The 26,436-nt window shown below is 61.5% G+C and carries 23 protein-coding genes; 16 read left to right on the top strand and 7 right to left on the bottom strand.

Going from position 1 to position 26,436, the window contains the following annotated elements; translation table 11 throughout:
- The first annotated feature begins 32 nt into the window (after nt 1-32).
- On the top strand, nt 33-1,208 hold the full coding sequence (gene nhaA / locus TK42_RS01780) for a Na+/H+ antiporter NhaA (protein WP_005785813.1): 1,176 nt from the start codon (nt 33-35) through the stop codon (nt 1,206-1,208).
- A 75-nt stretch (nt 1,209-1,283) separates the two neighbouring features.
- Here the strand turns inward: nhaA and TK42_RS01775 are convergent, their stop codons facing one another.
- The 6 genes from TK42_RS01775 to dinG all read right to left on the bottom strand — a co-directional run bounded on the left by TK42_RS01775 (nt 1,284) and on the right by dinG (nt 9,734).
- Nucleotides 1,284-1,748 (bottom strand): glycine zipper 2TM domain-containing protein, encoded by a 465-nt coding sequence (locus tag TK42_RS01775; protein WP_003189251.1) that lies wholly within the window; start codon nt 1,746-1,748, stop codon nt 1,284-1,286.
- Between the two features lie 264 nt (nt 1,749-2,012).
- On the bottom strand, nt 2,013-2,660 hold the full coding sequence (pdxH, locus tag TK42_RS01770; protein ID WP_032877344.1) for a pyridoxamine 5'-phosphate oxidase: 648 nt from the start codon (nt 2,658-2,660) through the stop codon (nt 2,013-2,015).
- A gap of 27 nt (nt 2,661-2,687) precedes the next feature.
- Nucleotides 2,688-3,833: an OmpA family protein gene (locus TK42_RS01765; RefSeq protein ID WP_005785808.1), complete on the bottom strand. Its 1,146-nt coding sequence runs from the start codon at nt 3,831-3,833 to the stop codon at nt 2,688-2,690.
- A 142-nt stretch (nt 3,834-3,975) separates the two neighbouring features.
- Entirely contained in the window at nt 3,976-5,121 is a 1,146-nt protein-coding gene (locus TK42_RS01760) for a serine hydrolase domain-containing protein (protein WP_103733597.1), read from the bottom strand.
- Nucleotides 5,122-5,203: 82 nt separating this feature from the next.
- Nucleotides 5,204-7,501, bottom strand: a complete 2,298-nt coding sequence (locus TK42_RS01755; RefSeq protein ID WP_103733461.1) for a beta-galactosidase — start codon at nt 7,499-7,501, stop codon at nt 5,204-5,206.
- An 88-nt stretch (nt 7,502-7,589) separates the two neighbouring features.
- Nucleotides 7,590-9,734, bottom strand: coding sequence for an ATP-dependent DNA helicase DinG (gene dinG / locus TK42_RS01750; RefSeq protein WP_005785803.1), 2,145 nt, complete (start codon nt 9,732-9,734; stop codon nt 7,590-7,592).
- A gap of 99 nt (nt 9,735-9,833) precedes the next feature.
- On the opposite strand from dinG, the gene TK42_RS01745 reads away from it, so the two are divergent.
- Nucleotides 9,834-10,298, top strand: coding sequence for a CopD family protein (locus TK42_RS01745; protein WP_032877347.1), 465 nt, complete (start codon nt 9,834-9,836; stop codon nt 10,296-10,298).
- A gap of 460 nt (nt 10,299-10,758) precedes the next feature.
- Here TK42_RS01745 and TK42_RS01740 read toward each other — a convergent pair whose 3' ends face one another.
- The gene (locus tag TK42_RS01740) at nt 10,759-11,517 is read right to left on the bottom strand and encodes a collagen-like protein (protein WP_078820485.1); all 759 of its coding nucleotides are present in this window, start codon (nt 11,515-11,517) and stop codon (nt 10,759-10,761) included.
- Nucleotides 11,518-11,705: 188 nt separating this feature from the next.
- On the opposite strand from TK42_RS01740, the gene TK42_RS01735 reads away from it, so the two are divergent.
- The 14 genes from TK42_RS01735 to pdeM all read left to right on the top strand — a co-directional run bounded on the left by TK42_RS01735 (nt 11,706) and on the right by pdeM (nt 26,433).
- Entirely contained in the window at nt 11,706-12,203 is a 498-nt protein-coding gene (locus TK42_RS01735) for a DUF6231 family protein (RefSeq protein ID WP_032877349.1), read from the top strand.
- Nucleotides 12,204-12,207: 4 nt separating this feature from the next.
- A complete protein-coding gene (locus tag TK42_RS01730; RefSeq protein WP_032877350.1) occupies nt 12,208-12,678 on the top strand; it encodes a YchJ family protein in 471 nt (156 codons plus the stop codon).
- Nucleotides 12,679-12,699: 21 nt separating this feature from the next.
- Nucleotides 12,700-13,182, top strand: a complete 483-nt coding sequence (locus TK42_RS01725; protein WP_005785795.1) for an LEA type 2 family protein — start codon at nt 12,700-12,702, stop codon at nt 13,180-13,182.
- Nucleotides 13,179-13,379, top strand: coding sequence for an SEC-C metal-binding domain-containing protein (locus TK42_RS01720; RefSeq protein ID WP_003189235.1), 201 nt, complete (start codon nt 13,179-13,181; stop codon nt 13,377-13,379). The genes TK42_RS01725 and TK42_RS01720 overlap by 4 nt, the downstream gene beginning before the upstream one ends.
- A 162-nt stretch (nt 13,380-13,541) precedes the next feature.
- Entirely contained in the window at nt 13,542-15,983 is a 2,442-nt protein-coding gene (locus tag TK42_RS01715) for a penicillin acylase family protein (protein WP_103733460.1), read from the top strand.
- Nucleotides 15,984-16,182: 199 nt separating this feature from the next.
- Nucleotides 16,183-17,187 carry a ligase-associated DNA damage response exonuclease gene (locus tag TK42_RS01710; RefSeq protein WP_032877352.1) on the top strand — a complete coding sequence of 335 codons (1,005 nt, stop codon included), beginning with the start codon at nt 16,183-16,185 and terminating at the stop codon, nt 17,185-17,187.
- Nucleotides 17,184-18,818: an ATP-dependent DNA ligase gene (locus TK42_RS01705; protein WP_103733459.1), complete on the top strand. Its 1,635-nt coding sequence runs from the start codon at nt 17,184-17,186 to the stop codon at nt 18,816-18,818. The genes TK42_RS01710 and TK42_RS01705 overlap by 4 nt, the downstream gene beginning before the upstream one ends.
- A gap of 246 nt (nt 18,819-19,064) precedes the next feature.
- Nucleotides 19,065-19,844: a transporter substrate-binding domain-containing protein gene (locus TK42_RS01700; RefSeq protein WP_005785784.1), complete on the top strand. Its 780-nt coding sequence runs from the start codon at nt 19,065-19,067 to the stop codon at nt 19,842-19,844.
- A 56-nt stretch (nt 19,845-19,900) separates the two neighbouring features.
- Complete coding sequence (locus TK42_RS01695) at nt 19,901-20,629, top strand: ABC transporter permease (RefSeq protein ID WP_005785781.1); 729 nt, start codon at nt 19,901-19,903, stop codon at nt 20,627-20,629.
- Nucleotides 20,626-21,336, top strand: a complete 711-nt coding sequence (locus TK42_RS01690) for an ABC transporter permease (RefSeq protein WP_032877354.1) — start codon at nt 20,626-20,628, stop codon at nt 21,334-21,336. The genes TK42_RS01695 and TK42_RS01690 overlap by 4 nt, the downstream gene beginning before the upstream one ends.
- Before the next feature lie 9 nt (nt 21,337-21,345).
- A complete protein-coding gene (locus TK42_RS01685; RefSeq protein ID WP_032877355.1) occupies nt 21,346-22,464 on the top strand; it encodes a succinylglutamate desuccinylase/aspartoacylase family protein in 1,119 nt (372 codons plus the stop codon).
- Between the two features lie 13 nt (nt 22,465-22,477).
- Nucleotides 22,478-23,242, top strand: a complete 765-nt coding sequence (locus tag TK42_RS01680) for an ABC transporter ATP-binding protein (protein WP_005785775.1) — start codon at nt 22,478-22,480, stop codon at nt 23,240-23,242.
- A gap of 57 nt (nt 23,243-23,299) precedes the next feature.
- On the top strand, nt 23,300-25,780 hold the full coding sequence (locus TK42_RS01675) for a ligase-associated DNA damage response DEXH box helicase (RefSeq protein ID WP_103733458.1): 2,481 nt from the start codon (nt 23,300-23,302) through the stop codon (nt 25,778-25,780).
- Entirely contained in the window at nt 25,780-26,433 is a 654-nt protein-coding gene (gene pdeM / locus TK42_RS01670; protein ID WP_103733457.1) for a ligase-associated DNA damage response endonuclease PdeM, read from the top strand. The genes TK42_RS01675 and pdeM overlap by 1 nt, the downstream gene beginning before the upstream one ends.
- Nucleotides 26,434-26,436: the final 3 nt, after the last annotated feature.

Here is a 26,436-nt window from a genome sequence, read left to right as displayed (position 1 = left end):
CCACCTATTGAACCTCAAATGGAGAGCATCCCTTGCCTCTGCGTAGCACTTTTACTCGTTTCTTCCAGCTGGAAGCCGCCAGTGGTCTGTTGTTGATCGCCGCTGCCGCTTTGGCGCTGATCATCAACAACTCACCGTTGTCGCACCTGTACAACGCGTTTCTCGATACACCTGTGGTTGCCCAGGTCGGCGCGTTGAAAATCGCCAAGCCGGCACTGCTGTGGATAAACGACGGCCTGATGGCTCTGTTTTTCCTGCTGATCGGCCTGGAGGTCAAACGCGAACTGCTCGATGGTCACCTCTCCAAGCCTTCCCAGGTTGTGCTGCCCGGCGCAGCGGCCATCGGCGGCATGGTGGTGCCGGCGCTGATCTACTGGGCGCTGAACAAGGACAACCCGGCCGCCCTCGCCGGCTGGGCGATCCCGATGGCCACGGATATCGCGTTCGCTCTGGGCGTGCTGGCACTGCTGGGCAAGCGCGTACCGGTGTCGCTGAAGTTGTTCCTGATGACCCTGGCAATCATTGATGACCTCGGCGCCATCATCGTCATCGCGCTGTTCTATTCCGCTGACTTGTCCGGCGCGTCCCTGGCGGGCGCGGGGGCTTGCTTGATTGCCTTGATTGCGATGAATCGCCTGGGCGTGATCAAGCTTGGGCCTTACCTGATCATCGGCCTGATCCTGTGGGTGTGCGTACTCAAGAGCGGTGTGCATGCCACACTGGCCGGTGTGACCCTGGCATTCTGCATTCCACTGCGTACCCGGAATGCCGAAACCTCACCGCTGCTGACCCTGGAGCACGCCCTGCACCCGTGGGTGGCCTACGCCATCCTGCCGTTGTTCGCGTTCGCCAATGCCGGGGTTTCCCTCACCGGCGTGAGCCTGGAGAGCTTCACCCATTCCGTGCCCATGGGCATCGCCGCCGGCCTGTTGATCGGCAAGACCATCGGTGTGTTCGGCCTCACTTGGCTGGCGATCAAGACTGGTATCGCGTCCCTGCCCAGCGGCGCCAACTGGGGTCAGGTTCTTGGCGTGGCTGTTCTGTGCGGTATCGGCTTCACCATGAGCCTGTTTGTCGGCTCCCTGGCGTTTGTGCCGGGTGCCAGCGAGTTTGCCGGTGAAGACCGCATGGGGATTCTGACCGGATCGATCCTGGCAGCCTTTATCGGGTATGCGGTGACGGCGATGGCGAGTCGCAAAAAAGCCTGAGCCCCTGGGAAAGCAGCATAAAAAAACCCCAACCGGTCACCCGGTTGGGGTTTTCTTTGCCCGATTACTTACCGCTTAGCGAGTAACGCGGCTGGTACCGTCAACGGTCATGATGCGTACGCGGTCACCGATGCGGAAGATTTCATTTTCCTGCACGGCTTGTACGTAGGCGCGCATGCTGCCGTCGTCTTCGCGCACGGTGATTTCCACGCCCTGGGTGCGGGTCAGGCCTTCTTCGGTGGCCGAGCCCAGCAGGCCGCCCGCGACCGCGCCGATTACAGCGGTGACGATGCTGCCACGGCCGCCACCGATGGCGCTGCCGCCAACACCACCGATGACTGCGCCAGCAGCGCCGCCGATTGGGGTCTTGGTGCCTTCGATTTTCACCGGACGCAGGGATTCGATGGTACCCATGCGCACGGTCTGAACGCGACGCGCCTCATCACGGGAGTACGAGTCGCCGGTCAGACTCGAGGCGCAGCCACCCAACAGCAATGACAGGGTGGTAAAGCAGGCAACTAGTAAAACGGACTTACGCATAGCATCAACTCCAAAGGACAGGTATTCATTAAACGCTGTGGCTTGGCGCCTGTCACGGCAAGCCGGGCAGAAAATTGCTTTCATTCAGCCTGAGTACAGACTGCCAGCACCAGAAAACACGACCAACGGTAGCCTAACTGTGGTGCGCAACGGTGCCATCAGCTGCTTGATCATTGTAGCCGCACAATCAAAAGCGCCGAAGTCTCCAGAATAGAGACGTCGGCGCAATGGGCATGATTCAGGCGGGATGACGAAAGGTGACGCTCAGGGCGCCAGACGCTCGCGGATCCATTGAGCGTCTTGTACACGATAGTTGAGACGATCATGCAGGCGGCTGGCGCGGCCCTGCCAGAACTCGATGCGCTCGGGCAGCAAACGGTACCCACCCCAATGCTCGGGGCAATCGGGCTGGGTATCGCTGAAACGCTGTTCGGTGGCCTTGAGCAGATCGTGCAGCTCTTCACGGTCACGAATGACCCTGCTCTGCGGGGATGCCCAGGCGCCGAGGCGGCTGCCCAACGGGCGCACCTGGTAATAGGCATCCGACTCTTCAGGGGTGACCTTGACCACGCGCCCTTCAATACGCACCTGGCGTTCCAGGGTCGGCCAGAAGAACGTCATGGCCGCAAACGGCCGCGCCGCAAGTTGCTCACCCTTGGCGCTCTGGTAGTTGGTGAAGAAGGTAAAGCCCTGTGCATCCAGGCCCTTGAGCAACAGGATGCGACAGTGCGGGCGACCGTCCTGGTCGACCGTCGCCAGGGTCATGGCATTGGCCTCCACCGGCGGCTGTTCGGTTTTCACCGCGTCGCCAAACCATTGGTGGAACAACGCAAACGGCTCGCCGGGGGCCTGGGCCTCGCTCAAACCGTCCCGTGTGTAGTCACGGCGCATATCAGCCAGTGCCTGGGTCATGCGGCTTTATCCTTATGGTTCAACGGCTCAGTTTTTCGCCTGGTCGTTCGAAGCGGGTGCAGCAGCCTTGGCTTTGGTTGCAGCCGGCTTCTTCGCAGCAGGTTTGGCCGCGGCCTTTTTAGCCGCTGGCTTGGCGGCCGCTTTCTTGGCCGGAGCCTTCTTGGCTGGTGCTTTTGCCGCTGGTGCCGGGGCTGGAGCATTCTGCACGGCAACCATTTCAGCAACCGGTGGCGTCTTGCCCGAATTGTACTGGCTCAGCAGTGCAAGCATCGTTGTACGCTGAGTGAACATGATTTCCATGCGACGATTCAGCGCACGCCCCTGGTTGCTGTCGTTGGCGGCACGCGGCATAAGGTCGCCCATGCCACGCAGCATCAAGCGGTCCTGCTTCAAACCACTGAGGCTGAAGATCGAAGCAATCGACTGCGCACGCTCCTTGCTCAACGCCTGGCTCGCAGGAGCGCTGCCGGTGGCATCGACGTGGCCCAGAACCAGTACGGCGGTCTTGGGATCAGCCTCAACGGCCTTGGCCACACGAGTGAACGGGCCCAAAGTCACCGGCAGCAGCATCGCCGGACGCTTCGGGTTGTAGGAACCGTCTACCGGGGCAATCACGACCAGCACGTTGTCGCGACGCTCCAGTTGCAGCGAACTGCCCTTGATGGCCTCGCGCAGGCGTGGCTCGTAGTCGTCCAGCCAGGCTTGGGTGATTTTCGGGTCAGGCATTGGCACATTGGTCACGTCGACCTTGGCCAACGGCTTTGGCTTGCTTTCGAACGGCCACCACCAGCGGGGTTCGGCGTCGGTCTTGGCGACGACAGGTGCCGCGTCCGAAGTCGGGGTTGCGGCCTTCAGGTCGGCTTTCAGGTCGGCCTTGGCATCGGCGGCTTTTTCTTCGGCACTCTTGGTGGAGAACGGCCACCAGCTGTAGCCGGTATCAGCCTTGGCGGGCGAAGCAGGTGCAGCAGCAGCGGCGACAGGTTCAACAGGCTTGGCGCCGGCAGCTGGTTTGGCATCCGGCTTGGCGTCGGTTTGGGTCACTGCGTCCTTGGTCGCAGCCTTGTCCGATCCAAATGACCACCAATGCCCACCTTCGGCATCATTTTGTGGAGTTTGTGCGCAACCTGTAATAGTGAGGCACAGCGCCAGTGCCAAGGACTTGTTCGATAACATGAGATATCCACAAAATGAGAAAAAACCAGGGGGCCTGATGACCCGTTAAACAGACGCTTAAAGAACATTCAAGTTACAACATGTCGTTCAGCATCTTTTTATACTTGCCTTTGTAACAAAAAATTGTGAAACAGCAAGGGGTTTATAGACAACCGGCCAATATTCCGACCAACTTCTGCGCACGCGGGTCCATAAGTACGTAAGGGCCCAGGGTATTAGTCACAAAACCGAACGCTACATCATGTTCAGGGTCGGCAAAACCCACTGAGCCCCCTGCGCCGGGATGCCCGAAAGCACGTGGCCCGAGGCCGAACGTGGCATTGGGCAGCTGCGGTTGATCCAACATGCAGCCCAGGCCGAAACGGGTTTGGGTCAATAAGGTTTTATCCGGCCCAATACTGTGTTCACGGGTCAATTGTTCGAGCATGTCGCTTTCCAGCAAACTACCGTCCAACAAACCGCTATAAAACCCGGCCAGGCTGCGCGCATTACCGTGACCATTTGCCGCGGGCTGCTGCATGCGTCGCCATTCGGGCTTATTAGTACTGGTCAGAATAGACGGTGGATTGGCAAATGCCCGTGTGGTCATCGCCGCCGGTTCGCGCATCATTACTTGAAGTAACCGTTGCGCGGCCTCATCCCCCATATTGCCCTTGCTGCGCGCTATATGGGCCACCCGATAAAACTCTGCATCCGCCAGGCCAACGTGGAAGTCCAGCCCCAGCGGCCGTGCGACCCGTGCCACGATCGACTCACCCGGCCCGCGCCCATCGGCGCGGCGCAACAGTTCGCCGACCAGCCAGCCGTAGGTAATCGCCTCGTAGCCATGACCCTCGCCTGGTGTCCACCAAGGCGCCTCGGCCGCCAGGGTGTCGACCATCAGTTGCCAGTCATACAGGGCTTCGGTAGGCAGCATTTCGCGGATGGCCGGCAGCCCGGCCTGGTGGCAGAGCAACTGGCGCAATGTGATCGCCTCCTTGCCCGCCGCCGCGAATTCCGGCCAGTAGTCAGCCACCGGTGCATCAAGCTTGAGCTTGCCCTCGGCCACCAGTTGCAAGGCAGTGACAGCCGTGAAGGTCTTGGTGCAGGAGAACAGGTTGACGATGGTATCACTGTGCCAGGCTTCGGCTCCGTCCTTGTCGGCAGTACCGGCCCACAGATCGACGACGGTTTGCCCGCTTACCTGGATGCACAGCCCGGCACCACGCTCCTGGGGATCATCGAACAATGCGGCAAAGGCTTCGCGTACCGCTTCGAACTGCAGCTCGTAATGACCCTGAATCTGCACCTGATTCCCCTCGCAAAGCACCATGAAAAGTGGCCGCCATTCTTTCAGCCATTGTGGGTTTTGTGAACCCGTCAACGACGAATCAATGACCGTTGCCGGAGTGCCCACCGGCATGTCCAGCGCCCTGCCCTGCGCCTTTGCCGCCCTGCCCCTGCCTGGCGCCTTCACTTTCACGCGCCGTGCGGGTCGCCTTGGCTTTTTGCGCCTCACGGCCCAACTGGTCGACCGCCGCAAGGTTGCTCTTGCGCACACTGTCAACGAAGCCCTGGAAAGGTACATCGGTGATGCCGACAAGGCCGAAATGGCCATTTTCGCCATCCAGCAGACGCCCGGTGACCGGCTGGTCCAGGTACTGGAACCAGTGCACGCCAACAATCGACGGCTCGGCCATGGCCTGCTTGAGGAACGTGGCGTACGCCGTACCGCGATCTTCTTCGCGGGCCAATTGCGTCACGCCGCCCCAGAACGGGCCACGGTCGGCCGAGCCGAAGTTGAATTCGGTGATCAACACCGGTTTGTCCAACGCACGCAGGGCGGCGAAGTCATAACCGTCCTGGGGTTTTAGGGTGTACATGTTGAAGCTCAACACATCGCAATACTGCGCGCACGACGCCACTGCTTCCGGGGTGCTCACGGCAAAACGGCCGCCCAGCAACAGTTGATTCGGCGCGTGCCACTTCAGCGAGTCGGAAATGGTCTTGAAGTAAGCGTCGGCGAAGGTCTTCTGGAAGTACTTGAAGTCAGCTTCGATTTCCGGGTGTTCAGGGCTGGGCATCGGTGGTTCGAAGCCTGGGTCTTCCATCAGTTCCCAACCCGCCAGTTGAATGCCCCAGGCTTTGGACAGACCTTCTTCGTTGCGATATTTGTCACGCAGCTGCTTGAGGAAAGCGCGCTTGGCCGGAACATCGGTGGTCATGCGCAGGGTGCCGTAAGCCAAGGCGTAGCGGGATTTTGCATCGTCGCCAGGACCGGCCCAGGCCAGTTCGTTGTCGGCAAAAAAGCCGATCAACCACGGATCGTCGCGGTGATCACGAGCGGCGATGGCCACGGCGCGTTCGGTGGCCATCGCGAAACGTGGATCGAACGGATCGGGCATACCGCCCCACCAGTCGGTGCCGGTGCTGATGCTCGCGTAGTCACCCACAATCGACAGCGGCAGGGTATAAGGCACGCGGTCGGCAGTGGCCAGGTCCTCGTCGCTCCAGTTGCCCACGGTATTGAAACCCCAGGCTTGCAGACGGTCCAGGGTGTGCGTCACCCAGCGCTTCTGGTCCAAACCCTCGCCGCCGTAAGTGCGCTGCAGGTTGGCGCCATAAAAGTCATACCAACGCCCCGAACCAAAGCCGCGACCTTCGCCGGCACCGTTGCCGGTGCGGTTATCGCTGCTGCCGTAGTACTTGTCGAAGGGTTCGCCGGCCTTGGGCAACGCCGCGAACATCCACTCACGCCCTGCCACGTAGGTCTGGCTGTTGTCCGCAGCCACGGTGTTGACCCCCAGTGAATAGAACGGATGACCTTCAGGCGTCACCAGATACCAGCGGCCGTCGCGCTTCTCTGTGCGGAAAAAGCCGCTGGAATCGAACGCCGGGCCTTTGTTCCAGCCGCCGTATTGGTCCAGGGAGGATTTGTCTCGCTCAGCCAACCAGGTTTTGAGCTGCTGCTGCTCTTTGGCAGCCGACGCCTTGAGCTGCTCGTCGCTGCTGACCTTTTCCGGCCAGCGCGCCCGGGTGGATTGGCCAAAAGCATCGACCAATTCGCTGTAGGCGGCCTTCGTTACCGGCTCGCTGTCCTGCACGCCAAAGCGCTCCAGCAGGATGCTTTGGGCGGCATTGGGCTTGATCATCGACAGGGTCACCGACACCACCTGGCTGCGGTCGATTTCGCCGGCACTGCCGGCCAGCAATACGCGCTGGCCATCCACGGTCATCGGCATCGGCGGACCAGCCTTCATGCCCTGGCTCAGTGGCGAGTTGGCTTGTAATGGTACCAGCAGGGTCTGCGCAGGCCCGGCCGGCAAGTCGATGCGGCTGACCAGGGTCTTGCCGTCGGCGCTCTGCACCTTGACGTAGAGGGTCAGTGCCCAGTTCATCGCGCTCTGGATACGCAGGCTCATGGCGCTCGATTGCGACCAGTCCCACACACCGGATTGCGGGCTGAGCACCAGGCTTGGCTCGGCCGCCGGGTTGAAGGTGATACGGCGCAGCACCTCGCCTTCGGGAGTTTGTTCGGCGTTGTATTGGGGCAGGCTGGCGTCCTGAGTCGCCACCTTGACCACATCGGCAGGCCGGACGAAGTTGAACAGCGTTTGTTGCCCGGCAGGCGCGGCCATCAACGGCGCAGCGAACAGCAAGGCAAAAAGAGCGGGCAGCGTGCGAATCATACGAACAAGGTTCTCCCAAACGGCCGGTGAATGGCCTGGTGATAGTGATGAGATAGACCACAAAGTGGGCGAATTCGCCCACGGAGGTTTAAGAAATTTCGCGCCTGAACGGCGGCAACGCATTGAGGATAGCTTTGCCATAGCGTTGGGTGACCAGGCGGCGGTCAAGCAAGGTGATGGTGCCGCGGTCTTGCTCGGTGCGCAGCAAGCGCCCGCAGGCCTGCACCAGCTTCAATGAGGCATCCGGCACCGAGATTTCCATGAACGGGTTGCCGCCACGGGCTTCGATCCATTCGGCCAGTGCGGCCTCGACCGGATCATCGGGCACCGAGAACGGGATCTTGGCGATCACCACGTGTTCGCAATAAGCGCCAGGCAAGTCCACGCCCTCGGCAAAACTTGCCAGGCCGAACAATACGCTGGAATCACCGCCGTCGACCCGCGCCTTGTGCTTGTTCAGGGTTTCCTGCTTGGACAGGTTGCCCTGGATAAACACCTGTTTGCGCCAGTCGCGATCGAGGCCATCGAACACGTCCTGCATCTGTTTGCGCGACGAGAACAGCACCAGGGTGCCGCGCGAACCTTCCACCAGTGACGGCAGATCGCGAATGATCGCCGCCGTGTGGGCCGCCGCATCCCGAGGGTCAGCCTTGAGGTCCGGTACGCGCAGCACACCGGCATCGGCATGATGAAACGGGCTCGGTACCACAGCGGTAACGGCCTTTTTCGGCAAACCGGCGCGCATACGGAAGCGATCAAAGGTGCCCAGGGCGGTCAGCGTGGCCGACGTCACCAGGCAGCCGTAGGCCACGTTCCACAGGTTGCGACGCAGCATTTCAGCGGCGAGGATCGGGCTGGCGTTGACCTCGATATCAAACAGCGCACCGCTTTCCGACAGGGTAAGCCAACGGGCCATGGGCGGGTTGTCTTCCGGATCTTCCACGGTGAACGCGGTCCACAGCTCCCAGTTGCCCTGTGAGCGGGACAACAGGCTGCCGAACAGCGGGTACCATTCCTCGGCCTGGTTGCTGGCAATGCCGATATTGACCTCGCCGTCCATGCCTTCCTTGAGCAAATCCGTAAGGCGGGTGAACAAGTCGGTCAGGCGTGAAAAGCCTTTCTTCAGCTCGATGCCCATTTCGCGCATGTGCTCGGGGATCATGCCGCCGACAAAACGGTGGCGCGGGCGCTCACGGCCCTCGACGTCTTCGCCGGGCTTGAAGTCGGCCACCTGTTCGCAGGCGCTGAACATGAATTGCTGTTGGGTCTTGATCTCCCGCGCCAGCTCCGGCACCTGCTCGATCAGCTTGCCCAGGTCGCCGGGCAGCGGATGCTGGGCCAGCAACTTGGTGAGGTTCTTGGCAGTGGTTTCCAGCCAGTCGGCAGTGGAACGCAGGCGCGTGTAATGGGCGAAGTGGCCGATGGCTTTATCCGGCAGGTGGTGGCCTTCGTCGAACACATAAAGCGTGTCGCGTGGATCGGGCAGCACCGCGCCGCCGCCCAGTGCCAGGTCGGCCAGCACCATGTCGTGGTTGGTGACGATGACATCCACCTTGCCCATGCCTTCGCGGGCCTTGTAGAAGGCGCACTGGCCGAAATTGGGGCAATGGCGATTGGTGCACTGGCTGTGGTCGGTGGTCAGGCGCGCCCAGTCGGAGTCTTCCAGGGCGGTGGGCCAGCTGTCGCGGTCGCCGTCCCATTTGTTGCCGGCCAGTTTCTCGATCATGCTGGTAAACAGCTTCTGGCTGGCCTCGTCGACCTCGATCTTGAAGCCTTCTTCTTCGAACAGCGACGCGGTGGCGGTTTGCGCATGGCCTTCCTGCAGCAACACGTCGAGCTTGGACAGGCACATGTAGCGGCCACGGCCCTTGGCCAGGGCGAAGGTAAAGCTCAAGCCGCTGTTGCGCATCAGGTCGGGCAAGTCTTTGTAGACAATCTGCTCTTGCAGGGCGACGGTGGCGGTGGCGATTACCAGGCGCTTGCCGGCGGCCTTGGCGGTGGGGATCGCGGCCAGGCTGTAGGCCACAGTCTTGCCAGTACCGGTGCCGGCCTCGACGGCCACAACCGCAGGTTCGCCCTCGCGGCGACCTTCGTCATCGGTGTCGATATCCCCGAGGACTTTCGCCACTTCGGCGATCATCAGGCGTTGGCCGTAGCGCGGTTTCAAGCTCTTGGCTTCGAGAAAACGCGAATAGGCGCCCTGGATCGTGGTTTTGAGTTCAGTGCTGATCATGGATAGTCGGGCGCAAAAAACGCTGGATAAATTTTCAGTGGTTCGGATCGGCCGCTATCATACCCCGCTAATTAATCCCGCGCAGAACGGAGTACCACAATGACCGCGTTTAGCCTCGCTTACACCCTGCATGTACTGGCCGCCCTGATTTGGGTCGGCGGTATGTTTTTCGCCTGGATGATCCTGCGACCCGCCGCCATGGCGGCCCTTGAGGGCCCTGCCCGGCTCAAGTTGTGGGCAAATGTGTTTCAACGTTTTTTTGTGTGGGTGTGGGTCGCGGTCGTGATTTTGCCGATCAGCGGCGTTGGTTTGCTGCAACTGCGCTTCAACGGTTTTGAAACTGCACCGCGCTATGTGCAGGTGATGATGGGGTTGTATCTGGTGATGACCGCGCTGTTTATCCGCATCCAGGCGTTGAAGTTTCCTGAACTGAAGGCCGCGGTGGCGGCTGAGGATTGGCCGGCGGGCGCGGCTGCGTTGGGGCAGATTCGCAAGTTGGTGGGGGTTAATTTGATTGTGGGGTTGGTGGTGGTGGCGATTGCTTCGGCCCGGCCGATGTTCTGAGGCGAGGCTTGCATCGCCATCGGGGTGTGGATATCTACACAACTACAGTTCGCCGTACCCAACGGTAACCACGATGCGAAGCGAGCCGCTCTTGATCTTGATCTGCTTTTGATCTTAAGCGCCCCGTCAAACCACGCTGGCCGGAATTCGACAGGGATTTGGGGGGTAAACCGGCAGGGATGCCGGTTTAGCCGCCCCGCGCCATGGATGGCGCGTGGCGGCGGCCCCCCAAATACCTGGCGGATTACGGGCACACCGAGCCTGAGCGAGGTGCCGAGTGGTGGGGCAAGAGCGCTTTGGTTACTTTCGCCTGGGCCGGCATTCCGGCTTTTCGAAAGTGACCCGCCGTAAGGGCGGAACCAATAGCAGCCGTTACCCAAACAACGGATATGTACTCGGTCTGATCCAGCATCCTGGTCGGCCCTAAGGCCGCCATCGGGGGCAAGTCGGAACAGTCGACTCAGAGCCGCTGAATGGTCACCGCCCCCGCAGGCCCAGCCGGCCCCGGCTGCCCTTCAAGCCCAGGCCTGCCCTTGTCGCCGCCATCGGCGCGGTACACCAGGCAGCCCTTGGACTGCCCACCCTTGCCAGGTTTACCCGCCACGCCAGGCAACCCACCGGCACCGCCGTCCACCCAGACCTTGATTTGCTCAATAGGGAAGTCCTGCGGCAATTCCAGGCGTACCTGTGCGCCGGCGGCGCCCGGCAGGCCGTCACCGCCGTTGTCACCGTTAAACCCGCGCCCGGCCGAACCCCAGGTGCAGCCTGGGTCCACGCCGTTGGCGCCATCCAGGCCCGCGTAACCTTGGGCACCGGCACCGCCGCGGGCGTCTACCGACAACGCTTCAGCAGTGAGGGAATTGATCCGCAAGGTCAGGTCACGCCCAGCCTTGGCAGGTTTTTCATGGGTGCCGGGGGCGCCGCGGGACGTGATCTGGCTACCCTGCTCCAGTTGCGCCTGGCGCACTTGCATTTGCAGCGCGCTAGCGCCGGGAACAATGGTGATGCGTGCGTCACGCCCCAGGTGCAACTCATCCACAGTGACCTGACTGATAGTGGCCGGAATCAGCAAAGTGCCATAGTCCGCCACGTCCAGGCGCTCAAGCTGCAACACGCTGGTACTGCTGGGCAGGCGCATCAACGAGTTGGTTTCGACACTGACGCTCTGGGCCAGGGCAATGGGGCTGACCAACAGGGCCAACAGAAAAACCTTACGCATCATGGGGCTCCTGAGTACTTTCAAATTTTTCTTTGAGCGCACAGTAACGACTTCTACCGGCGATTTGCCAGTGAAGGATCAAAAAACTTCCGCAGGTACGGTACAAGCCGCCGTGGCCTTGACCGCAATGTCCTAGGCTCGCACGCCCAGCCGCGCTAGTCTCTACCGTCCTGATGTGAGGATCTGCAATGACCGCTGGAATTTCTTCCCGTACACCCCAGCAAGCCCTGGCTGCCCTGCTTGAATTGCACCAGCCCAAACGCCTGCTGTTATTGGGCGCCAGCCAGTTTCCGGCGCTGGAGGCGTTTAAAACCGCGCACCCGGATGTGAACGTCTGTGTCGCCGCACCTGGGCCACTGCCTGCCGAACTGGCAGCGCAGCGTTTTGATTTGGCGCTGGTAGTCGATTGCCTTGAACACTTGCCCAAGCCTCAAGGTCTGACGCTTCTGGGCGGCATTCGAAACCTCAATGCCAGCCGGATCGCGGTGCTGGTCGACCTGCGCGCCTGCGAATGGAAGGACACAGACTTCTTTTCCCTGGCCCTGCAAGCCGGCGAGCGATTCCAGCGCGATGAGCAAGTTCTGACGCTGTTTACCTATGATCTGCTTGACTATAAACAAGTGCCCGACTGGCTCAACGCACGCTTCTGGGCCAACCCGGAGAATTTTGGAAAGTATTGGTGGTAACCCGATGAGTACATCCATTTGCCCGTGCGGCAGCGGCAATCTGCTGGATGCCTGCTGCGGCCATTATCACGCCGGCCACCCGGCGCCCTGTGCCAGTGCGTTGATGCGCTCGCGCTACAGCGCCTATGTGATGGGCCTGGTCGATTACCTGGTGGCCACCACCCTGCCCGCGCAACAGGCCGGTCTGGACCGCGACGCCATCGCCGCCTGGAGTGCGCAGAGCACCTGGCTGGGCCTTGAGGTGGAAAGCTCCGAGGTCTTCGGCGGCCAGCCGGAACACGCATTCGTCACCTTTACTGCGCGCTGGCATGACAGCACCGGCGAACATAGCCACCGCGAGCAGTCTTCTTTCGTACAGAATGAGGGGCGCTGGTACTTCATAGACCCGACGGTGGAACTGAAGGCCGGGCGTAATGACCCGTGCCTGTGCGGCAGTGGGCAGAAGTTCAAGAAGTGCTGTTCCAGCTACCTTTAATTCACTCACAGGGATAACGCCATGCTTCGGATTTATAGCTTGATGCTGGCGTTAACCCTGGGCCTGACCGGCTGCGCCTCGTGGTTCGAAGATGACTCGCCGCCGCCTCACGTATCGCTGGTGAAGGTCGAAGTCGTGCGCGCCAAGCTGCTGGAGCAGAAATTCAAACTCTACTTTCGCGTGGACAACCGCGACGATGCCGACTTGACCGTGCGCGGCCTGATCTACAAGGTCACCCTTGGCGATCTGGTGTTGACCGAAGGCGAATCCAATGAATGGCTGACCGTGCCGCCGCGCGGTCATAAAGTCTTCCGGGTCTCGGTACGTACCAACCTCTGGCCACGCGTACGCGATGTGGTGCAGATGCTGAAAAATCCCGAGCGCCCCGTGCCCTATCGCCTGGAGGGCGAGCTGAAAACCGGATTATTCATCGGTAATGACGTGCAGGTGGCTCACAATGGCGAGATAATCCCCGGCGATTTTATTCCGGAGCAACATCGATGACTCAGCAACCCCATGTCCATGGTCCTGACTGCAACCACGATCACGATCACCATGATCACGACCACGGCCATGTCCACGGGCCGAACTGCGGCCACGCTCACCAGGAACCGGTGCGCAACGCCTTGAAGGATGTTGGCCGCAACGATCCGTGCCCGTGCGGCAGCGAGAAGAAATTCAAGAAGTGCCATGGCGCATAAGCCGCACTGATGATCAAAATGTGGGAGGGGGCTTTCTCCCTCCTACATTGATTTGCACATAGCTTGAGCACTCACGCAATTACACAACTCCCGCTTGCGTCGTTTCGCCGCGCTCACTAACGTAGCGCCTTTACTGACGCTACCCCCCGCAGGAGCTTTGCCATGGCCTCGCCAGCCCTCTTACACTTTCTTCCCCGGTTCGGCGTTGCCGCGGCAGTGGCCAGTGCCTTGGGCCTGGCGGGTTGCCAGCTCCAGAACACCCAGGACACCCTGCCACCCGTGGCTGGCGTACAGCCAATCAAGGGCCTGGCACAGAATGTATCGATACGCCGCAATGCCCAAGGCATGCCGCTGATCGAAAGCAACACCTTCCACGACGCGCTGTTCAGCCTTGGTTATGTGCACGCCAGCGACCGCATTACCCAGATGGTCACCTTGCGCCTGCTGGCACAGGGCCGCCTGGCGGAAATGTCCGGGCCGCAAGTGCTGGATGTCGACCGTTTCATGCGTGCGGTCAACCTCAAGAAAAGCGCGGGCGAGCTGTACAACGCCTCGTCGCCGCGCCTCAAGCGCTTCTTTGAAGTGTATGCCCGGGGCGTCAATGCCTACCTGTTCCGCTATCGCGACAAGCTGCCGGCGGACCTGGCCCAAAGCGGTTACACACCCGAATACTGGAAGCCGGAAGACTCGGCGCTGCTGTTCTGCCTGCTCAATTTCAGCGAGTCGAGCAACCTGCAGGAAGAGATTTCGTCCTTGGTGCTGGCGCAAAAGGTCGGCGTCGACAAACTCGCCTGGCTCATCCCAAGCGCGCCGGACGAAGCCGTGCCGCTGGCCGAGGCCGACAAGCTCAAGGGCGTGAACCTGGGGCAGATCAGCGGCCTCGCCGCCCTGGACACGGTAAGCCAGCAGTTGAGCGGCCTCAACACGCTCGGGGTCACCACCTCAAGCAACTGGGCCATCGCCCCGCAACGCAGCCGCAGCGGCAAAAGCCTGCTGGCCAGCGATATCGCCGCTACGCCACAAGCCCCGTCGCCATGGAGCTACGTGCAGATTCGCGCGCCTAAATATCAGGCCGTGGGTGCTTCGATCGCTGGCCTGCCGACCCTGCTATCCGGTTTCAACGGCAAGGTGGCGTGGAGCATGAGCGCGGTCAAGGGCGACACCCAGGACCTGTTCCTGGAGAAGGTCAAGCGCCAGGGCAACGCGTTGTACTACGAGAACAACGGCAAATGGCTGCCGGCTGGCGTGCGCAACGAAACCTTCTTTATCAAGGGCCAGCGCTCGATTCGCGAAACGGTGTACGAAACCCGTCACGGCGCGCTGCTCAATAGCAGCCAGGCCCTCACCAGCGGTCTTGGCCTGGCCCTGCAGACTGCCGACTTCAAGGAAGACAAGAGCCTGGACGCGCTCTTCGACCTGTCCCGTGCGCAAAACGCCGGCAAGGCCTCGGACGCCACTCGCGAGATTCGCGCCATCGCGTTGAACATGATCTTTGCCGACGCCAGCAATATCGGCTGGCAAGTCACCGGTCGCTTCCCCAACCGCCGCGAGGGCGAGGGCCTGTTGCCATCGCCGGGTTGGGACACGCGCTTTGACTGGGACGGTTATGCCGATGCGATGCTGCACCCCTACGACCAGGACCCGGCCCAGGGCTGGATCGGCACGGCCAACCAGCGCACCGCACCGCGTGGCTACGGGATGCAGTTGTCCAACTCCTGGGACGCACCGGAGCGCAGCGAACGTCTGGCGCAATTGGCCGGTGCCGGCAAGCATGACAGCCGCAGCCTGATTGCCATGCAATACGACCAGACCACGACCTTCGCCGCCAAGCTCAAGAGCATGTTCCAGGCCCCGGGCATGGCCCAGCCGCTCAAACAGGCAATCGACGCCCTGCCGCCAGCGGAGCGCGCCAAGGCTCGCGAAGCACTGGAGCGCCTGATGGCATTCGATGGTCGCCTTGCGCCAACCTCGGCTGACGCGGCGATCTACGAGCTGTTCCTGCAGGAAAGCGCCAGGCAGATTTTCCTCGACAAACTCGGCCCGCAAGGCAGCGCCAGCTGGAAAGCCTTTGTCAGCAACGCCAGCCTGTCCTACTCAGCCATCGCCGACCACCTGCTGGGCCGCGAAGACAGCCCGTTCTGGGATGACACGCGGACCGCGCAAAAAGAAGACAAACCGGCGATCCTGGCCCGCACGCTTGCCGCCGCTATCACTGCCGGTGACAGCCAACTGGGTGCCGATCACAAAGCCTGGCAGTGGGGCAAGCTGCACAGCACCACCTGGAAAAACACCAGTGGCCAGGTGATTCGCGGTCCCTTCGCCAGTGGTGGCGACCACAACACCTTGAACCCGGCGCCGTATAACTGGGGTGAGGATTTCAACACCACCCAGGTATCGGCGCTGCGCATGATCATCGACTTCGGCCTGGCCGAACCCATGCTGGGCCAGGGCGGTATCGGCCAGTCCGGCAACCCGGCCAGTCCGAACTATGCCAACGGCATCGACCCGGCGCTCAAGGCGCAATACCTGAGCTTCCCGATGCAGCCGCAGAACTTTGAAAAGGTGTATGGCAAGATCAGGTTGACCCTGACGCCCGGCAAGTAACCCGGTTTCCCAGCAGAAACCGAATCCAAATGTGGGAGGGGGCTTGCTCCCGATAGCGGTGTGACAGTCAACACATTCGTTGACTGAACTCTGCTATCGGGAGCAAGCCCCCTCCCACATTTGGATCCCATGCATTCAGATAGAACTTCTACACCCAGCCCCGCCTCATAACTAACAAGCCCATCTCCCCGGTCACCCCATGGACCTCGTCATCGCCCGCCCCGAAGGCCTCTATTGCCCTGCGGGTGATTTCTATATCGACCCCTGGCGCCCGGTGGAGCGCGCCGTGATCACCCACGCCCACGGCGATCATGCGCGCACCGGCAACCAACATTACCTGGCCGCGGCACCCGGCGAAGGTATCCTGCGCTGGCGCCTGGGCCAGGACATCAACCTGCAAACCCTGGCCTATGGCGAGCAGTTGGTGCATCACGGTGTTACCTTGAGTTTCCATCCAGCCGGTCACGTGCTCGGTTCGGCTCAGGTGCGCCTGGAATATCAGGGTGAAGTCTGGGTCGCGTCCGGCGACTATAAGGTCGAACCCGATGGCACCTGCGCGCCTTTCGAGCCGGTGCGTTGCCACACCTTTATCACCGAATCCACTTTTGGCCTGCCGATCTACCGATGGCAGCCCCAAGCGCAGATCTTTGCCGGGATCAATGACTGGTGGCAGGCCAATATCGCCACTGGCAAGGCCAGCGTGCTGTTCTGCTATTCCTTCGGCAAGGCCCAGCGCATTCTGCATGGCCTCGACGCCAGCATCGGTCCGATCCTCAGCCATGGCGCCGTCGAGCCGTTGAACCGGGTCTACCGCGAGGCCGGCATCTACATTCCCGAAACCCTGTATGCCGGGGATTTCAAGAAGACCGACCCGTTGCTGCGCCAAGCCTTGATCATCGCCCCGCCCTCCGCCGGCGGCAGCACCTGGATGCGCCGTTTTGGCGACTACAGCGACGCCTTCGCCAGCGGCTGGATGCGCCTGCGCGGTACACGGCGCCGGCGTGGGGTGGATCGCGGCTTTGTACTGTCAGACCATGCCGATTGGCCCGGGCTGTTGTGGGCCATCGAACAAACCGGTGCCGAACGGGTGATGGTTACCCACGGTTCGGTCGGCGTACTGGTACGCCACCTGCGAGAAAAGGGCCTGGACGCCCAGGGCTTCAGCACCGAATACGGTGATGACGAAGAAGAGGCCACGGCATGAAAGCCTTCGCCGAGCTGTACGCCAACCTTGACGCCACCACCTCCAGCAATGCCAAGCTCGCAGCCCTGCAAGCCTACTTTCTGCAAGCGCCGCCGGAAGATGCGGCATGGGCGGTGTACTTCCTCTCCGGAGGGCGACCACGGCAACTGGTGCCCACACGCTTGCTCAGGGATATGGCGACTGAGGCGGCGAGCATCGAGCCGTGGCTGTTCGAAGAGAGCTACCAGTCCGTAGGCGACCTGGCCGAAACCATCTCCCTGCTGCTCCCCGAATCGACCTACAGCTCTGAAGACGGGCTTGCCGTGTGGCTGGAAGAAAAACTGCTGCCGCTGCGCGGTCTATCGCCCATGGACCTTGCCGCGCGCCTGCCGGCGCTATGGGCGCAACTGGATCAACCGAGCCTGATGGTGTGCATCAAGTTGATCACCGGCAGCTTTCGCGTCGGCGTCTCCAAACTGCTGGTTACCCGCGCTCTTGCCGCCATGGCCAATCTGGATAGCAAGCGCGTGGCGCAGCGGTTGGTGGGCTATACCGACCTGTCTAACCTTCCTACAGCCGAGGGTTATCTCAAGCTGATCGCTGCCGAATCATCCGACGAACATGCACAACGCGGCGGGCAGCCGTATCCGTTTTTTCTCGCCCACGGGCTGGCGCAACCCGTCGAGCAATTCGACAGCCTGCTCGGCCCCCCCGCCGACTGGCAGGTGGAATGGAAGTTCGATGGCATCCGTGCGCAGTTGGTCAAGCGCGAGGGGCGCCTGTGGATCTGGTCACGAGGCGAAGAGTTGGTGACCGAGCGTTTCCCCGAGCTTCACAGCCTGGTCAGTGGCCTGCCCGACGGCACGGTGATCGATGGCGAAATCGTGGTGTGGAAAGACGCGGTGCAACCCTTTGCGCTGCTGCAACAGCGGATCGGTCGCAAAACCCTGAGTAAAAAGGTGCTTGAGGATGCGCCCGTCGCCGTGCTCGCTTACGACCTGCTGGAGTATCAGGGCGACGACTGGCGCAACCACATCCAGGCCGAGCGCCGCACGCAATTGGAACAGGTGATCGCTGTGTGCAACCAACCGGTGCTGTTGCCTTCGCCGCTGATCGAGGGGCCAACCTGGGCAGCGCTGGCGACCCAACGCGAAGCCTCTCGCAGCCTTGGTGTTGAAGGCATGATGCTCAAGGATCGCAAGGGCCTGTACGGTGTGGGCCGCACCAAGGACATGGGCCTGTGGTTCAAATGGAAGGTCGACCCCTTCAGCGTCGACGCCGTGTTGATCTACGCCCAGCGCGGCCATGGCCGGCGCGCCAGCCTGTACAGCGACTACACCTTCGCGGTATGGGACGGCCCGCCGGGCAGCGAGCGCACGTTGGTGCCGTTCGCCAAGGCCTATTCCGGGCTGACCGACGAGGAAATGCGCAAGGTCGATGCGATTGTGCGCAAAACCACCGTGGAGAAGTTCGGCCCGGTCAGCAGCGTGACGCCAAGCATGGTGTTTGAATTGGGGTTTGAGGGTATCGCCCTGTCCAAGCGGCATAAGAGCGGGATTGCGGTGCGGTTTCCGCGCATGTTGCGCTGGCGTCAGGACAAGACGGTGGAAGAGGCTGACAACCTCGCCACACTGCAAGACCTACTGACTTGACATAAACCCCTGTGGGAGGGGCTTGCTCCCTCCCACATTGGGATCCCCACAGACCTGCAATGGTGCACTCACTTTCAGATGCCCATTTTCGGGCATCTCCTACACTCAGCCTTGCCTTATCCCACCCTTTAAAAAGCCCGTCCGGAACTATGGTGCAGAAATTGCTACTTGTGCTGCGTCTGACACCGTTCAGTAACAGTCCTAAACGCGCCACAAGCGCTTATCTTGGTTTCCAGGGAATACATAATGAAAAAAGCATTGCTGACCCTTTCTGCACTGGCTCTGTGCATGGCCGCTGGTGTCGCTACCGCCAAGGAATACAAGGAATTGCGTTTTGGTGTCGACCCGTCCTACGCACCGTTCGAATCCAAAGCCGCCGACGGCAGCCTGGTGGGCTTCGATATCGACCTGGGCAATGCGATCTGCGCGGAGCTGAAGGTCAAGTGCAAGTGGGTTGAAAGTGACTTCGACGGCATGATCCCAGGCCTTAAGGCCAACAAGTTCGATGGCGTGATTTCGTCCATGACCGTAACGCCGGTGCGCGAAAAGGCAATCGACTTCTCCACCGAGCTGTTCTCCGGCCCTACGTCGCTGGTGTTCAAGAAAGGGGCTGGCTACTCGACACCTGAGTCCCTCAAGGGCAAGTCCGTGGGCTACGAGCAAGGCACCATCCAGGAAGCCTACGCCAAGGCCGTGCTGGACAAAGCCGGGGTAACCACCAAGGCCTACGCCAACCAGGATCAGGTGTATGCCGACCTGACCTCCGGCCGCCTCGACGCGTCGGTGCAGGACATGCTGCAAGCCGAACTGGGCTTTCTCAAGTCGCCGGCTGGCGCCGGTTATGAAGTCAGCGCCGCCATCGACGACCCGTTGCTGCCGTCGAAAACCGCTGTCGGTATCAAAAAAGGTAACACTGAACTGAAGGCGCTTTTGGATAAAGGTATCAAAGCGTTACACGATGATGGCACCTACGCCACCATCCAGAAGAAACACTTTGGCGATTTGAACCTGTACAGCGGCAAATAATGCCTGGAGCGCCCCTCCCTGCAGGGGCGCTTTTCTATCGCCATAGGTCCTGATTTATGTTCGAAGAACTGTTGCAAACCCTCGGGTTGAGCGCGCTCAGCTTGAAGGGTTTCGGCCCGCTGTTGCTGCAAGGCACCTGGATGACCATCAAGTTGTCGGTGCTGTCCCTGGCCGTCAGCGTACTGCTGGGCCTGCTCGGCGCCAGCGCCAAACTGTCCAGCCTGCCGTTCCTGCGCATTCCCGCCCAGCTCTACACCACGCTGATTCGCGGGGTGCCCGACCTGGTGCTGATGCTGCTGATTTTCTACAGCCTGCAAACCTGGCTCAGCAGCTTTACCGACTTCATGGAATGGGAATATATCGAGATCGACCCGTTCAGCGCCGGGGTGATCACCCTGGGCTTTATCTACGGTGCCTATTTCACCGAAACGTTTCGCGGCGCTATCCTCGCCGTGCCCCGCGGCCAACTGGAAGCCGCCACTGCTTACGGGCTCAAGCGCGGGCAGCGGTTTCGCTACGTGACCTTCCCGCAGATGATGCGCTTCGCCCTGCCGGGCATCGGCAATAACTGGATGGTGATGCTCAAGGCCACCGCGCTGGTATCGATCATCGGCCTGGCAGACTTGGTGAAAGCCGCCCAGGATGCGGGCAAAAGTACCTATCAACTGTTCTACTTCCTGGTACTCGCCGCGCTGATCTACCTGTTGATCACCAGCGCCTCCAACTTTGTCTTGCGCCGTCTGGAACGTCGCTACTCCGCCGGCGCCCGGGAGGCAGTGCGATGATCGAGCTATTGCAGGAATACTGGCGCCCCTTCCTTTATAGCGACGGCCAGCACATCACCGGCCTTGCCATGACGATGTGGTTGCTGACGGCTGCACTGGTCATCGGCTTTCTGGTGTCGATCCCGCTGTCCATCGCCCGCGTCTCGCGCAAGCGCCTGGTACGTTGGCCGGTGCAGTTCTACACCTACCTGTTTCGCGGTACGCCGCTCTATATCCAGTTGCTGATCTGCTACACCGGTATCTACAGCATTGCCGCCGTACGCGAACAACCGCTGCTGGATGCGTTTTTTCGCGACGCGATGAACTGCACCATCCTGGCCTTCGCGCTCAACACTTGCGCCTACACCACGGAGATTTTCGCCGGGGCGATCCGCAGCATGGCGCATGGCGAAGTCGAGGCGGCCAAGGCTTACGGCCTCAGCGGCTGGAAGTTGTACGCCTACGTGATCATGCCGTCAGCGCTGCGCCGTGCGTTGCCCTACTACAGCAACGAAGTGATCCTGATGCTGCACTCGACCACGGTGGCGTTTACCGCAACGATCCCGGACATCCTCAAAGTGGCACGGGACGCCAACTCCGCCACCTTCATGACCTTTCAATCATTTGGCATCGCCGCGTTGATCTACCTGGCGGTGACCTTTGCCCTGGTCGGCCTGTTCCGCCTGGCGGAGCGCCGCTGGCTGGCCTTTCTCGGGCCGAGCCACTAAGGAGCCTTCATGCGCCATCAGCGACATGACCTGATCGCGCCGGTGCCCGGCACGGCGCGGCAGATCCACAGTTTTCACTTCGGCCCGCAGCAGGCCGCAGGCAAGGTCTACATCCAGTCGTCGCTGCACGCCGATGAATTGCCGGGCATGTTGGTGGCCTGGCATTTGAAAGTACGCCTGGCGGAGTTGGCCGCGGCCGGGCGCTTGCGTAGCGAAATCGTGCTGGTGCCGGTCGCCAACCCGGTGGGCCTCGAACAAGTGTTGATGGACATCCCCTTGGGCCGCTATGAACTGGAAAGCGGGCAGAACTTCAATCGCCTGTTCGTCGACCTTGGCGAAGAGGTCGGCAACCAGGTCGAAGAGCTGCTGGGCGATGATCCCCAGCACAATGCCCGCTTGATCCGCAGCGCATTGTCCAGCGCCCTGGCCGCGCACACCGCCCAGACCCAACTGCAATCCCAACGCCTGGTACTGCAACGCCTGGCCTGTGATGCCGACATGGTACTCGACCTGCATTGCGACTTCGAAGCCGTGGCGCACCTGTACACCACACCTGAAGCCTGGCCACAGGTAGAGCCATTGGCGCGGTACCTCGGCTCCGAGGCCAACCTGCTGGCCACCGACTCCGGCGGACAGTCCTTTGATGAGTGTTTCACCCTGGTGTGGTGGCAGTTGCAGCAACGTTTCGGCGAGCGCTTCCCGATTCCCATGGGCAGTTTTTCGGTGACCGTCGAACTGCGCGGCCAGGGCGATGTAAACCATGGTCTTGCCGCGCTGGACTGCCAGGCCATCATCGATTACCTGATCCACTTCGGCGCCATTACCGGCGATGTGACGCCCCTGCCCGCCTTGGCTTACCCGGCCACGCCATTGGCGGGTGTGGAGCCCGTCACCAGCCCGGTCGGCGGCTTGCTGGTGTTCAGTGCCTTGCCGGGTCAATACCTGGAGGCCGGGCAACTGCTCGCCGAAATCATCGATCCCATTACCGACCGCGTAACGCCGGTGCGCTGCGAGCACGCCGGCCTGCTGTACGCCCGTTCGCTGCGACGCATGGCCACTGCCGGGATGGTCATCGGCCATATCGCCGGCACGCAGGCCTACCGCAGCGGCTATCTACTTTCGCCTTGAGGATGCACGCCCCATGTACAAACTGACCGTTGAAGGCCTGCATAAAAGCTATGGCGACAATGAAGTGCTCAAAGGTGTTTCGCTCAAGGCCAGGACCGGTGACGTGATCAGCCTGATCGGCGCCAGCGGCTCCGGCAAGAGCACGTTCCTGCGCTGTATCAACTTCCTGGAAACCCCCAACGATGGCGCCATGACCCTGGACGGCCAGGCGATCCGCATGGTCAGCGACCGCCACGGTATGCGCGTGGCCGACGACGCCGAGCTGCAACGCTTGCGCACACGGCTGGCGATGGTGTTCCAGCACTTCAACCTGTGGAGCCATATGAGCGTGCTGGAAAACATCACCATGGCCCCGCGCCGCGTGCTGGGGTGCAGCAAGAAAGACGCCGAAGACCGCGCCCGCCGCTATCTGGACAAGGTCGGGCTGCCGGCACGTGTAGCCGATCAGTACCCGGCGTTCCTGTCTGGCGGCCAGCAACAGCGGGTAGCCATCGCCCGCGCCCTGGCGATGGAGCCTGAGGTGATGCTGTTCGATGAACCCACCTCGGCCCTCGACCCGGAACTGGTGGGTGAAGTGTTGAAGGTGATCCAGGGCCTGGCCGAGGAAGGCCGCACCATGATCATGGTGACTCACGAGATGAGCTTTGCGCGCAAGGTCTCAAGCCAGGTGCTGTTCCTGCACAAGGGCCTGGTGGAAGAGCAAGGCACCCCCGAGGATGTGCTGGGCAATCCGAAAAGCGAGCGCCTGCAGCAGTTTCTAAGTGGCAATTTGAAGTAAACCTTTGTGACGCCTGGAGGGTCTCTGCAATAGAGCCTCCAGAGCGTCCGCTGCCGCATGGCAAAAAACCCCGATTTCGCCAAACAATGGTTTGCCGCCAAAGGTTGGAAACCGTTCGCCTTTCAGAAACATGTATGGGCAGCGGTCAAGGCTGGCCAGTCAGGGCTGCTGCATGCCAGTACCGGTGCAGGTAAAACCTATGCCTTGTGGTTCGCCGCCCTCAACCGTTTCGCCATCACCCGCCCGCCCGCTACCGGCAAGCGCAAGCCACCCGCTGAACCATTGACGGTGCTGTGGATCACGCCGATGCGTGCCTTGGCTGCCGATTCCGCACGTGCCCTGCAGGCACCCTTGGACGCCCTGCAAATTCCCTGGAGCGTGGGCCTGCGTACCGGCGACACCAGCAGCAGCGAGCGCGCACGCCAGACCCGCCGCCAACCCACCGCTCTGGTCACCACCCCGGAAAGCCTGACGCTGATGCTCGCACGGGCCGACAGTGAGACGAGCCTGGCGCACCTGCGCATGGTGATCGTGGATGAATGGCACGAGCTGATCGGCAATAAGCGCGGCGTGCAGTTGCAACTGGCGCTGGCGCGCTTGCGGCGCTGGCATCCTGAGTTGATGGTGTGGGGCATTTCCGCGACGCTGGGTAATCAGGCCCACGCTTTGGAGGTTCTGGTCCCACAGGGCGGTGGGATCAATGTACAGGGGCAGACGGCCAAGGCACTGCAGGTCGACACCTTGCTGCCCCCCGTCACCGAGCGCTTTCCCTGGGCCGGGCATATCGGCTTGAAGATGTTGCCGCAAGTGGTCGCAGAGGTAGAGGCCAGCAGCAGTTGCCTGGTCTTTACCAACACCCGGGCGCAATCGGAGATCTGGTATCAGGCGATTCTCGATGCCCGCCCGGACTGGGCCGGATTGATTGCCCTGCACCACGGCTCGTTATCGCGGGAGACCCGGGATTGGGTGGAGCGAGCATTGAAAGATGGGCAGCTCAAGGCGGTGGTGTGCACCTCCAGCCTCGACTTGGGTGTGGACTTCCTGCCGGTGGAGCGAGTGTTGCAGATCGGCTCCGCGAAAGGTGTGGCGCGGCTGATGCAACGCGCCGGGCGCTCCGGCCATGCACCGGGTCGGCCGTCACGGGTGACGCTGGTGCCGACCCATAGCCTGGAGCTGGTGGAGGCGGCTGCCGCCCAGGATGCAATTGCGCAGCGGCGCATCGAAGCGCGGGAATCGCCACACAAGCCGCTGGATGTGCTCGTGCAACACTTGGTCAGCATGGCCCTGGGGGGTGGGTTTACCCCGGATGCGCTGCTGGCGGAAGTGCGCGGCGCCTGGGCCTATCGCGATCTCACCGAAGCGGATTGGGCCTGGGCCCTGGGGTTTGTACGCCATGGTGGCCTGTCACTTACCGCCTATCCGGATTACCGCCGTGTTGAGCCCGATGAGCATGGCATCTGGCGTGTCCCGGATGCCCGCCTGGCACGCCGTCACCGCATGAGCGTCGGTACCATCGTCAGTGATGCCAGTATCCAGTTGAAATTCTGGAGCAAGGGTGGCGGCGGCAAGAACCTGGGCAGTGTCGAAGAGGGCTTTATTGCGCGGCTCAAGCCGGGGGATGGGTTTCTGTTCGCCGGGCGTTTGCTGGAATTGGTGCGCGTGGAAAACATGACCGCCTACGTGCGCCGCAGCAGCGCGAAAAAAGCCGCGGTGCCACGCTGGAATGGCGGGCGTATGCCGCTTTCCAATGAACTGGCCCAGGCGGTGGTCGAACGTTTTGATGCGGCGGCGCATGGGCACTTCGACGGCCCGGAGATGCAGGCGGTACAACCGTTGTTGCACACCCAACTGCGCTGGTCTGGCCTGCCGACGCGCGACAACCTGCTCGCCGAAACCCTGCAATCACGAGAAGGCTGGCACCTGTTTCTGTACCCCTTCGCCGGCCGTCAGGTACACCTGGGCTTGGCGAGCTTATTGGCGTGGCGGGTCAGTCAGCAGCAGCCGGTGACCTTCTCCATAGCCGTGAATGATTATGGCCTGGAACTGTTGAGCGCCACGCCAGTGAACTGGTCGTTGTTGTTGAATACGGCGTTGCTGAGCCCACAGCGCTTGCTGGAGGATGTGGCCGCCAGCCTTAACGCAGGAGAACTGGCCCTGCGCCGCTTTCGCGAAATCGCGCGGATCGCCGGGCTGGTGTTCGCCGGGTATCCCGGTGCGCCGAAAAGCACGCGGCAGGTGCAGGCTTCCAGCGGATTATTCTTTGAAGTGTTCAAGCAATATGACCCGCAGAACCTGCTGCTGGCCCAGGCAGGGGAAGAAGTCTTGCGCGATGAGTTGGATATTCGTCGGCTGGAAGAGACATTAAGTCATCTATCGGCACTGAAACTGGACGTGCATACGATTCAGCGGCCCACGCCCCTGGCCTTCCCGCTGTTGGTGGAACGGATGCGCGAAAGCATGAGTTCGGAGAAGTTGTCGGAGCGCATCGCACGGATGGTCAAGGACCTGGAAAAAGTCGCCGACAAAGGAAAAGCTTGATGCATTGTGCACTGACGCTTGCAGGCGAAGAACTGTGGTTATTGGCGGACAAGGCCGTGTACTGGCCCGCTCGTCAGTGCCTGCTTATTGCCGATGCGCACTTTGGCAAAGCATCGGCCTATCGCAGCCTGGGACAACCTGTACCCCAGGGCACCACCACGACGAATCTGGAACGCCTGGACAGGCTGTTGTCGGCACTGCCGTGCGCGCAGTTGATCTTTCTCGGTGACTTCCTGCATGGCCCAGGTTCTCACGCCAGCGGCACCCTCAGCGCGATCCGGGCCTGGCGTGAACGTAACGGTGCCCTAGCGATAACCCTGATTCGCGGCAATCACGATAAACGGGCAGGCGACCCGCCTGCTGACCTGAGGATCGAGGTGGTGCCAGAGCCACTGCTGATGGGCCCTTTCGCCCTGCAACATGAGCCTGACGCCCATGCCAGCCACCACGTATTGGCGGGGCATGTGCATCCGGTGTACCACTTGCGCGGCAAGGGCCGCGAGCGCTTGCGCTTGCCGTGCTTCCAGATCGGCGAACGGGTCAGCCTGCTGCCGGCGTTTGGCGCCTTTACGGGGGGCTATGCCGTGCAGCAGGGTGATGAGCACCGAATCTTTGTCATCGGCGAACACAAGGTTTGGCCCATCAGTAAGTGACTG

It is taken from the genome of Pseudomonas sp. GZJR-8 (assembly GCF_002916705.1).
Classification (GTDB): domain Bacteria; phylum Pseudomonadota; class Gammaproteobacteria; order Pseudomonadales; family Pseudomonadaceae; genus Aquipseudomonas; species Aquipseudomonas synxantha_A.
The sequence above is the reverse complement of the archived record's forward strand: the minus strand, read 5'-3'. Positions and strand labels throughout refer to the sequence as shown.

Coding starts and splice junctions, on each gene's coding strand:
- TK42_RS01775 (WP_003189251.1), bottom strand. CDS start 1,748: ATGCGTAAGTCCGTTTTACTAGTTGCCTGCTTTACCACCCTGTCATTG.
- pdxH (WP_032877344.1), bottom strand. CDS start 2,660: ATGACCCAGGCACTGGCTGATATGCGCCGTGACTACACACGGGACGGT.
- TK42_RS01765 (WP_005785808.1), bottom strand. CDS start 3,833: ATGTTATCGAACAAGTCCTTGGCACTGGCGCTGTGCCTCACTATTACA.
- TK42_RS01755 (WP_103733461.1), bottom strand. CDS start 7,501: ATGATTCGCACGCTGCCCGCTCTTTTTGCCTTGCTGTTCGCTGCGCCG.
- dinG (WP_005785803.1), bottom strand. CDS start 9,734: ATGATCAGCACTGAACTCAAAACCACGATCCAGGGCGCCTATTCGCGT.
- TK42_RS01745 (WP_032877347.1), top strand. CDS start 9,834: ATGACCGCGTTTAGCCTCGCTTACACCCTGCATGTACTGGCCGCCCTG.
- TK42_RS01740 (WP_078820485.1), bottom strand. CDS start 11,517: ATGCGTAAGGTTTTTCTGTTGGCCCTGTTGGTCAGCCCCATTGCCCTG.
- TK42_RS01735 (WP_032877349.1), top strand. CDS start 11,706: ATGACCGCTGGAATTTCTTCCCGTACACCCCAGCAAGCCCTGGCTGCC.
- TK42_RS01730 (WP_032877350.1), top strand. CDS start 12,208: ATGAGTACATCCATTTGCCCGTGCGGCAGCGGCAATCTGCTGGATGCC.
- TK42_RS01725 (WP_005785795.1), top strand. CDS start 12,700: ATGCTTCGGATTTATAGCTTGATGCTGGCGTTAACCCTGGGCCTGACC.
- TK42_RS01720 (WP_003189235.1), top strand. CDS start 13,179: ATGACTCAGCAACCCCATGTCCATGGTCCTGACTGCAACCACGATCAC.
- TK42_RS01715 (WP_103733460.1), top strand. CDS start 13,542: ATGGCCTCGCCAGCCCTCTTACACTTTCTTCCCCGGTTCGGCGTTGCC.
- TK42_RS01710 (WP_032877352.1), top strand. CDS start 16,183: ATGGACCTCGTCATCGCCCGCCCCGAAGGCCTCTATTGCCCTGCGGGT.
- TK42_RS01705 (WP_103733459.1), top strand. CDS start 17,184: ATGAAAGCCTTCGCCGAGCTGTACGCCAACCTTGACGCCACCACCTCC.
- TK42_RS01700 (WP_005785784.1), top strand. CDS start 19,065: ATGAAAAAAGCATTGCTGACCCTTTCTGCACTGGCTCTGTGCATGGCC.
- TK42_RS01695 (WP_005785781.1), top strand. CDS start 19,901: ATGTTCGAAGAACTGTTGCAAACCCTCGGGTTGAGCGCGCTCAGCTTG.
- TK42_RS01690 (WP_032877354.1), top strand. CDS start 20,626: ATGATCGAGCTATTGCAGGAATACTGGCGCCCCTTCCTTTATAGCGAC.
- TK42_RS01685 (WP_032877355.1), top strand. CDS start 21,346: ATGCGCCATCAGCGACATGACCTGATCGCGCCGGTGCCCGGCACGGCG.
- TK42_RS01680 (WP_005785775.1), top strand. CDS start 22,478: ATGTACAAACTGACCGTTGAAGGCCTGCATAAAAGCTATGGCGACAAT.
- TK42_RS01675 (WP_103733458.1), top strand. CDS start 23,300: ATGGCAAAAAACCCCGATTTCGCCAAACAATGGTTTGCCGCCAAAGGT.
- pdeM (WP_103733457.1), top strand. CDS start 25,780: ATGCATTGTGCACTGACGCTTGCAGGCGAAGAACTGTGGTTATTGGCG.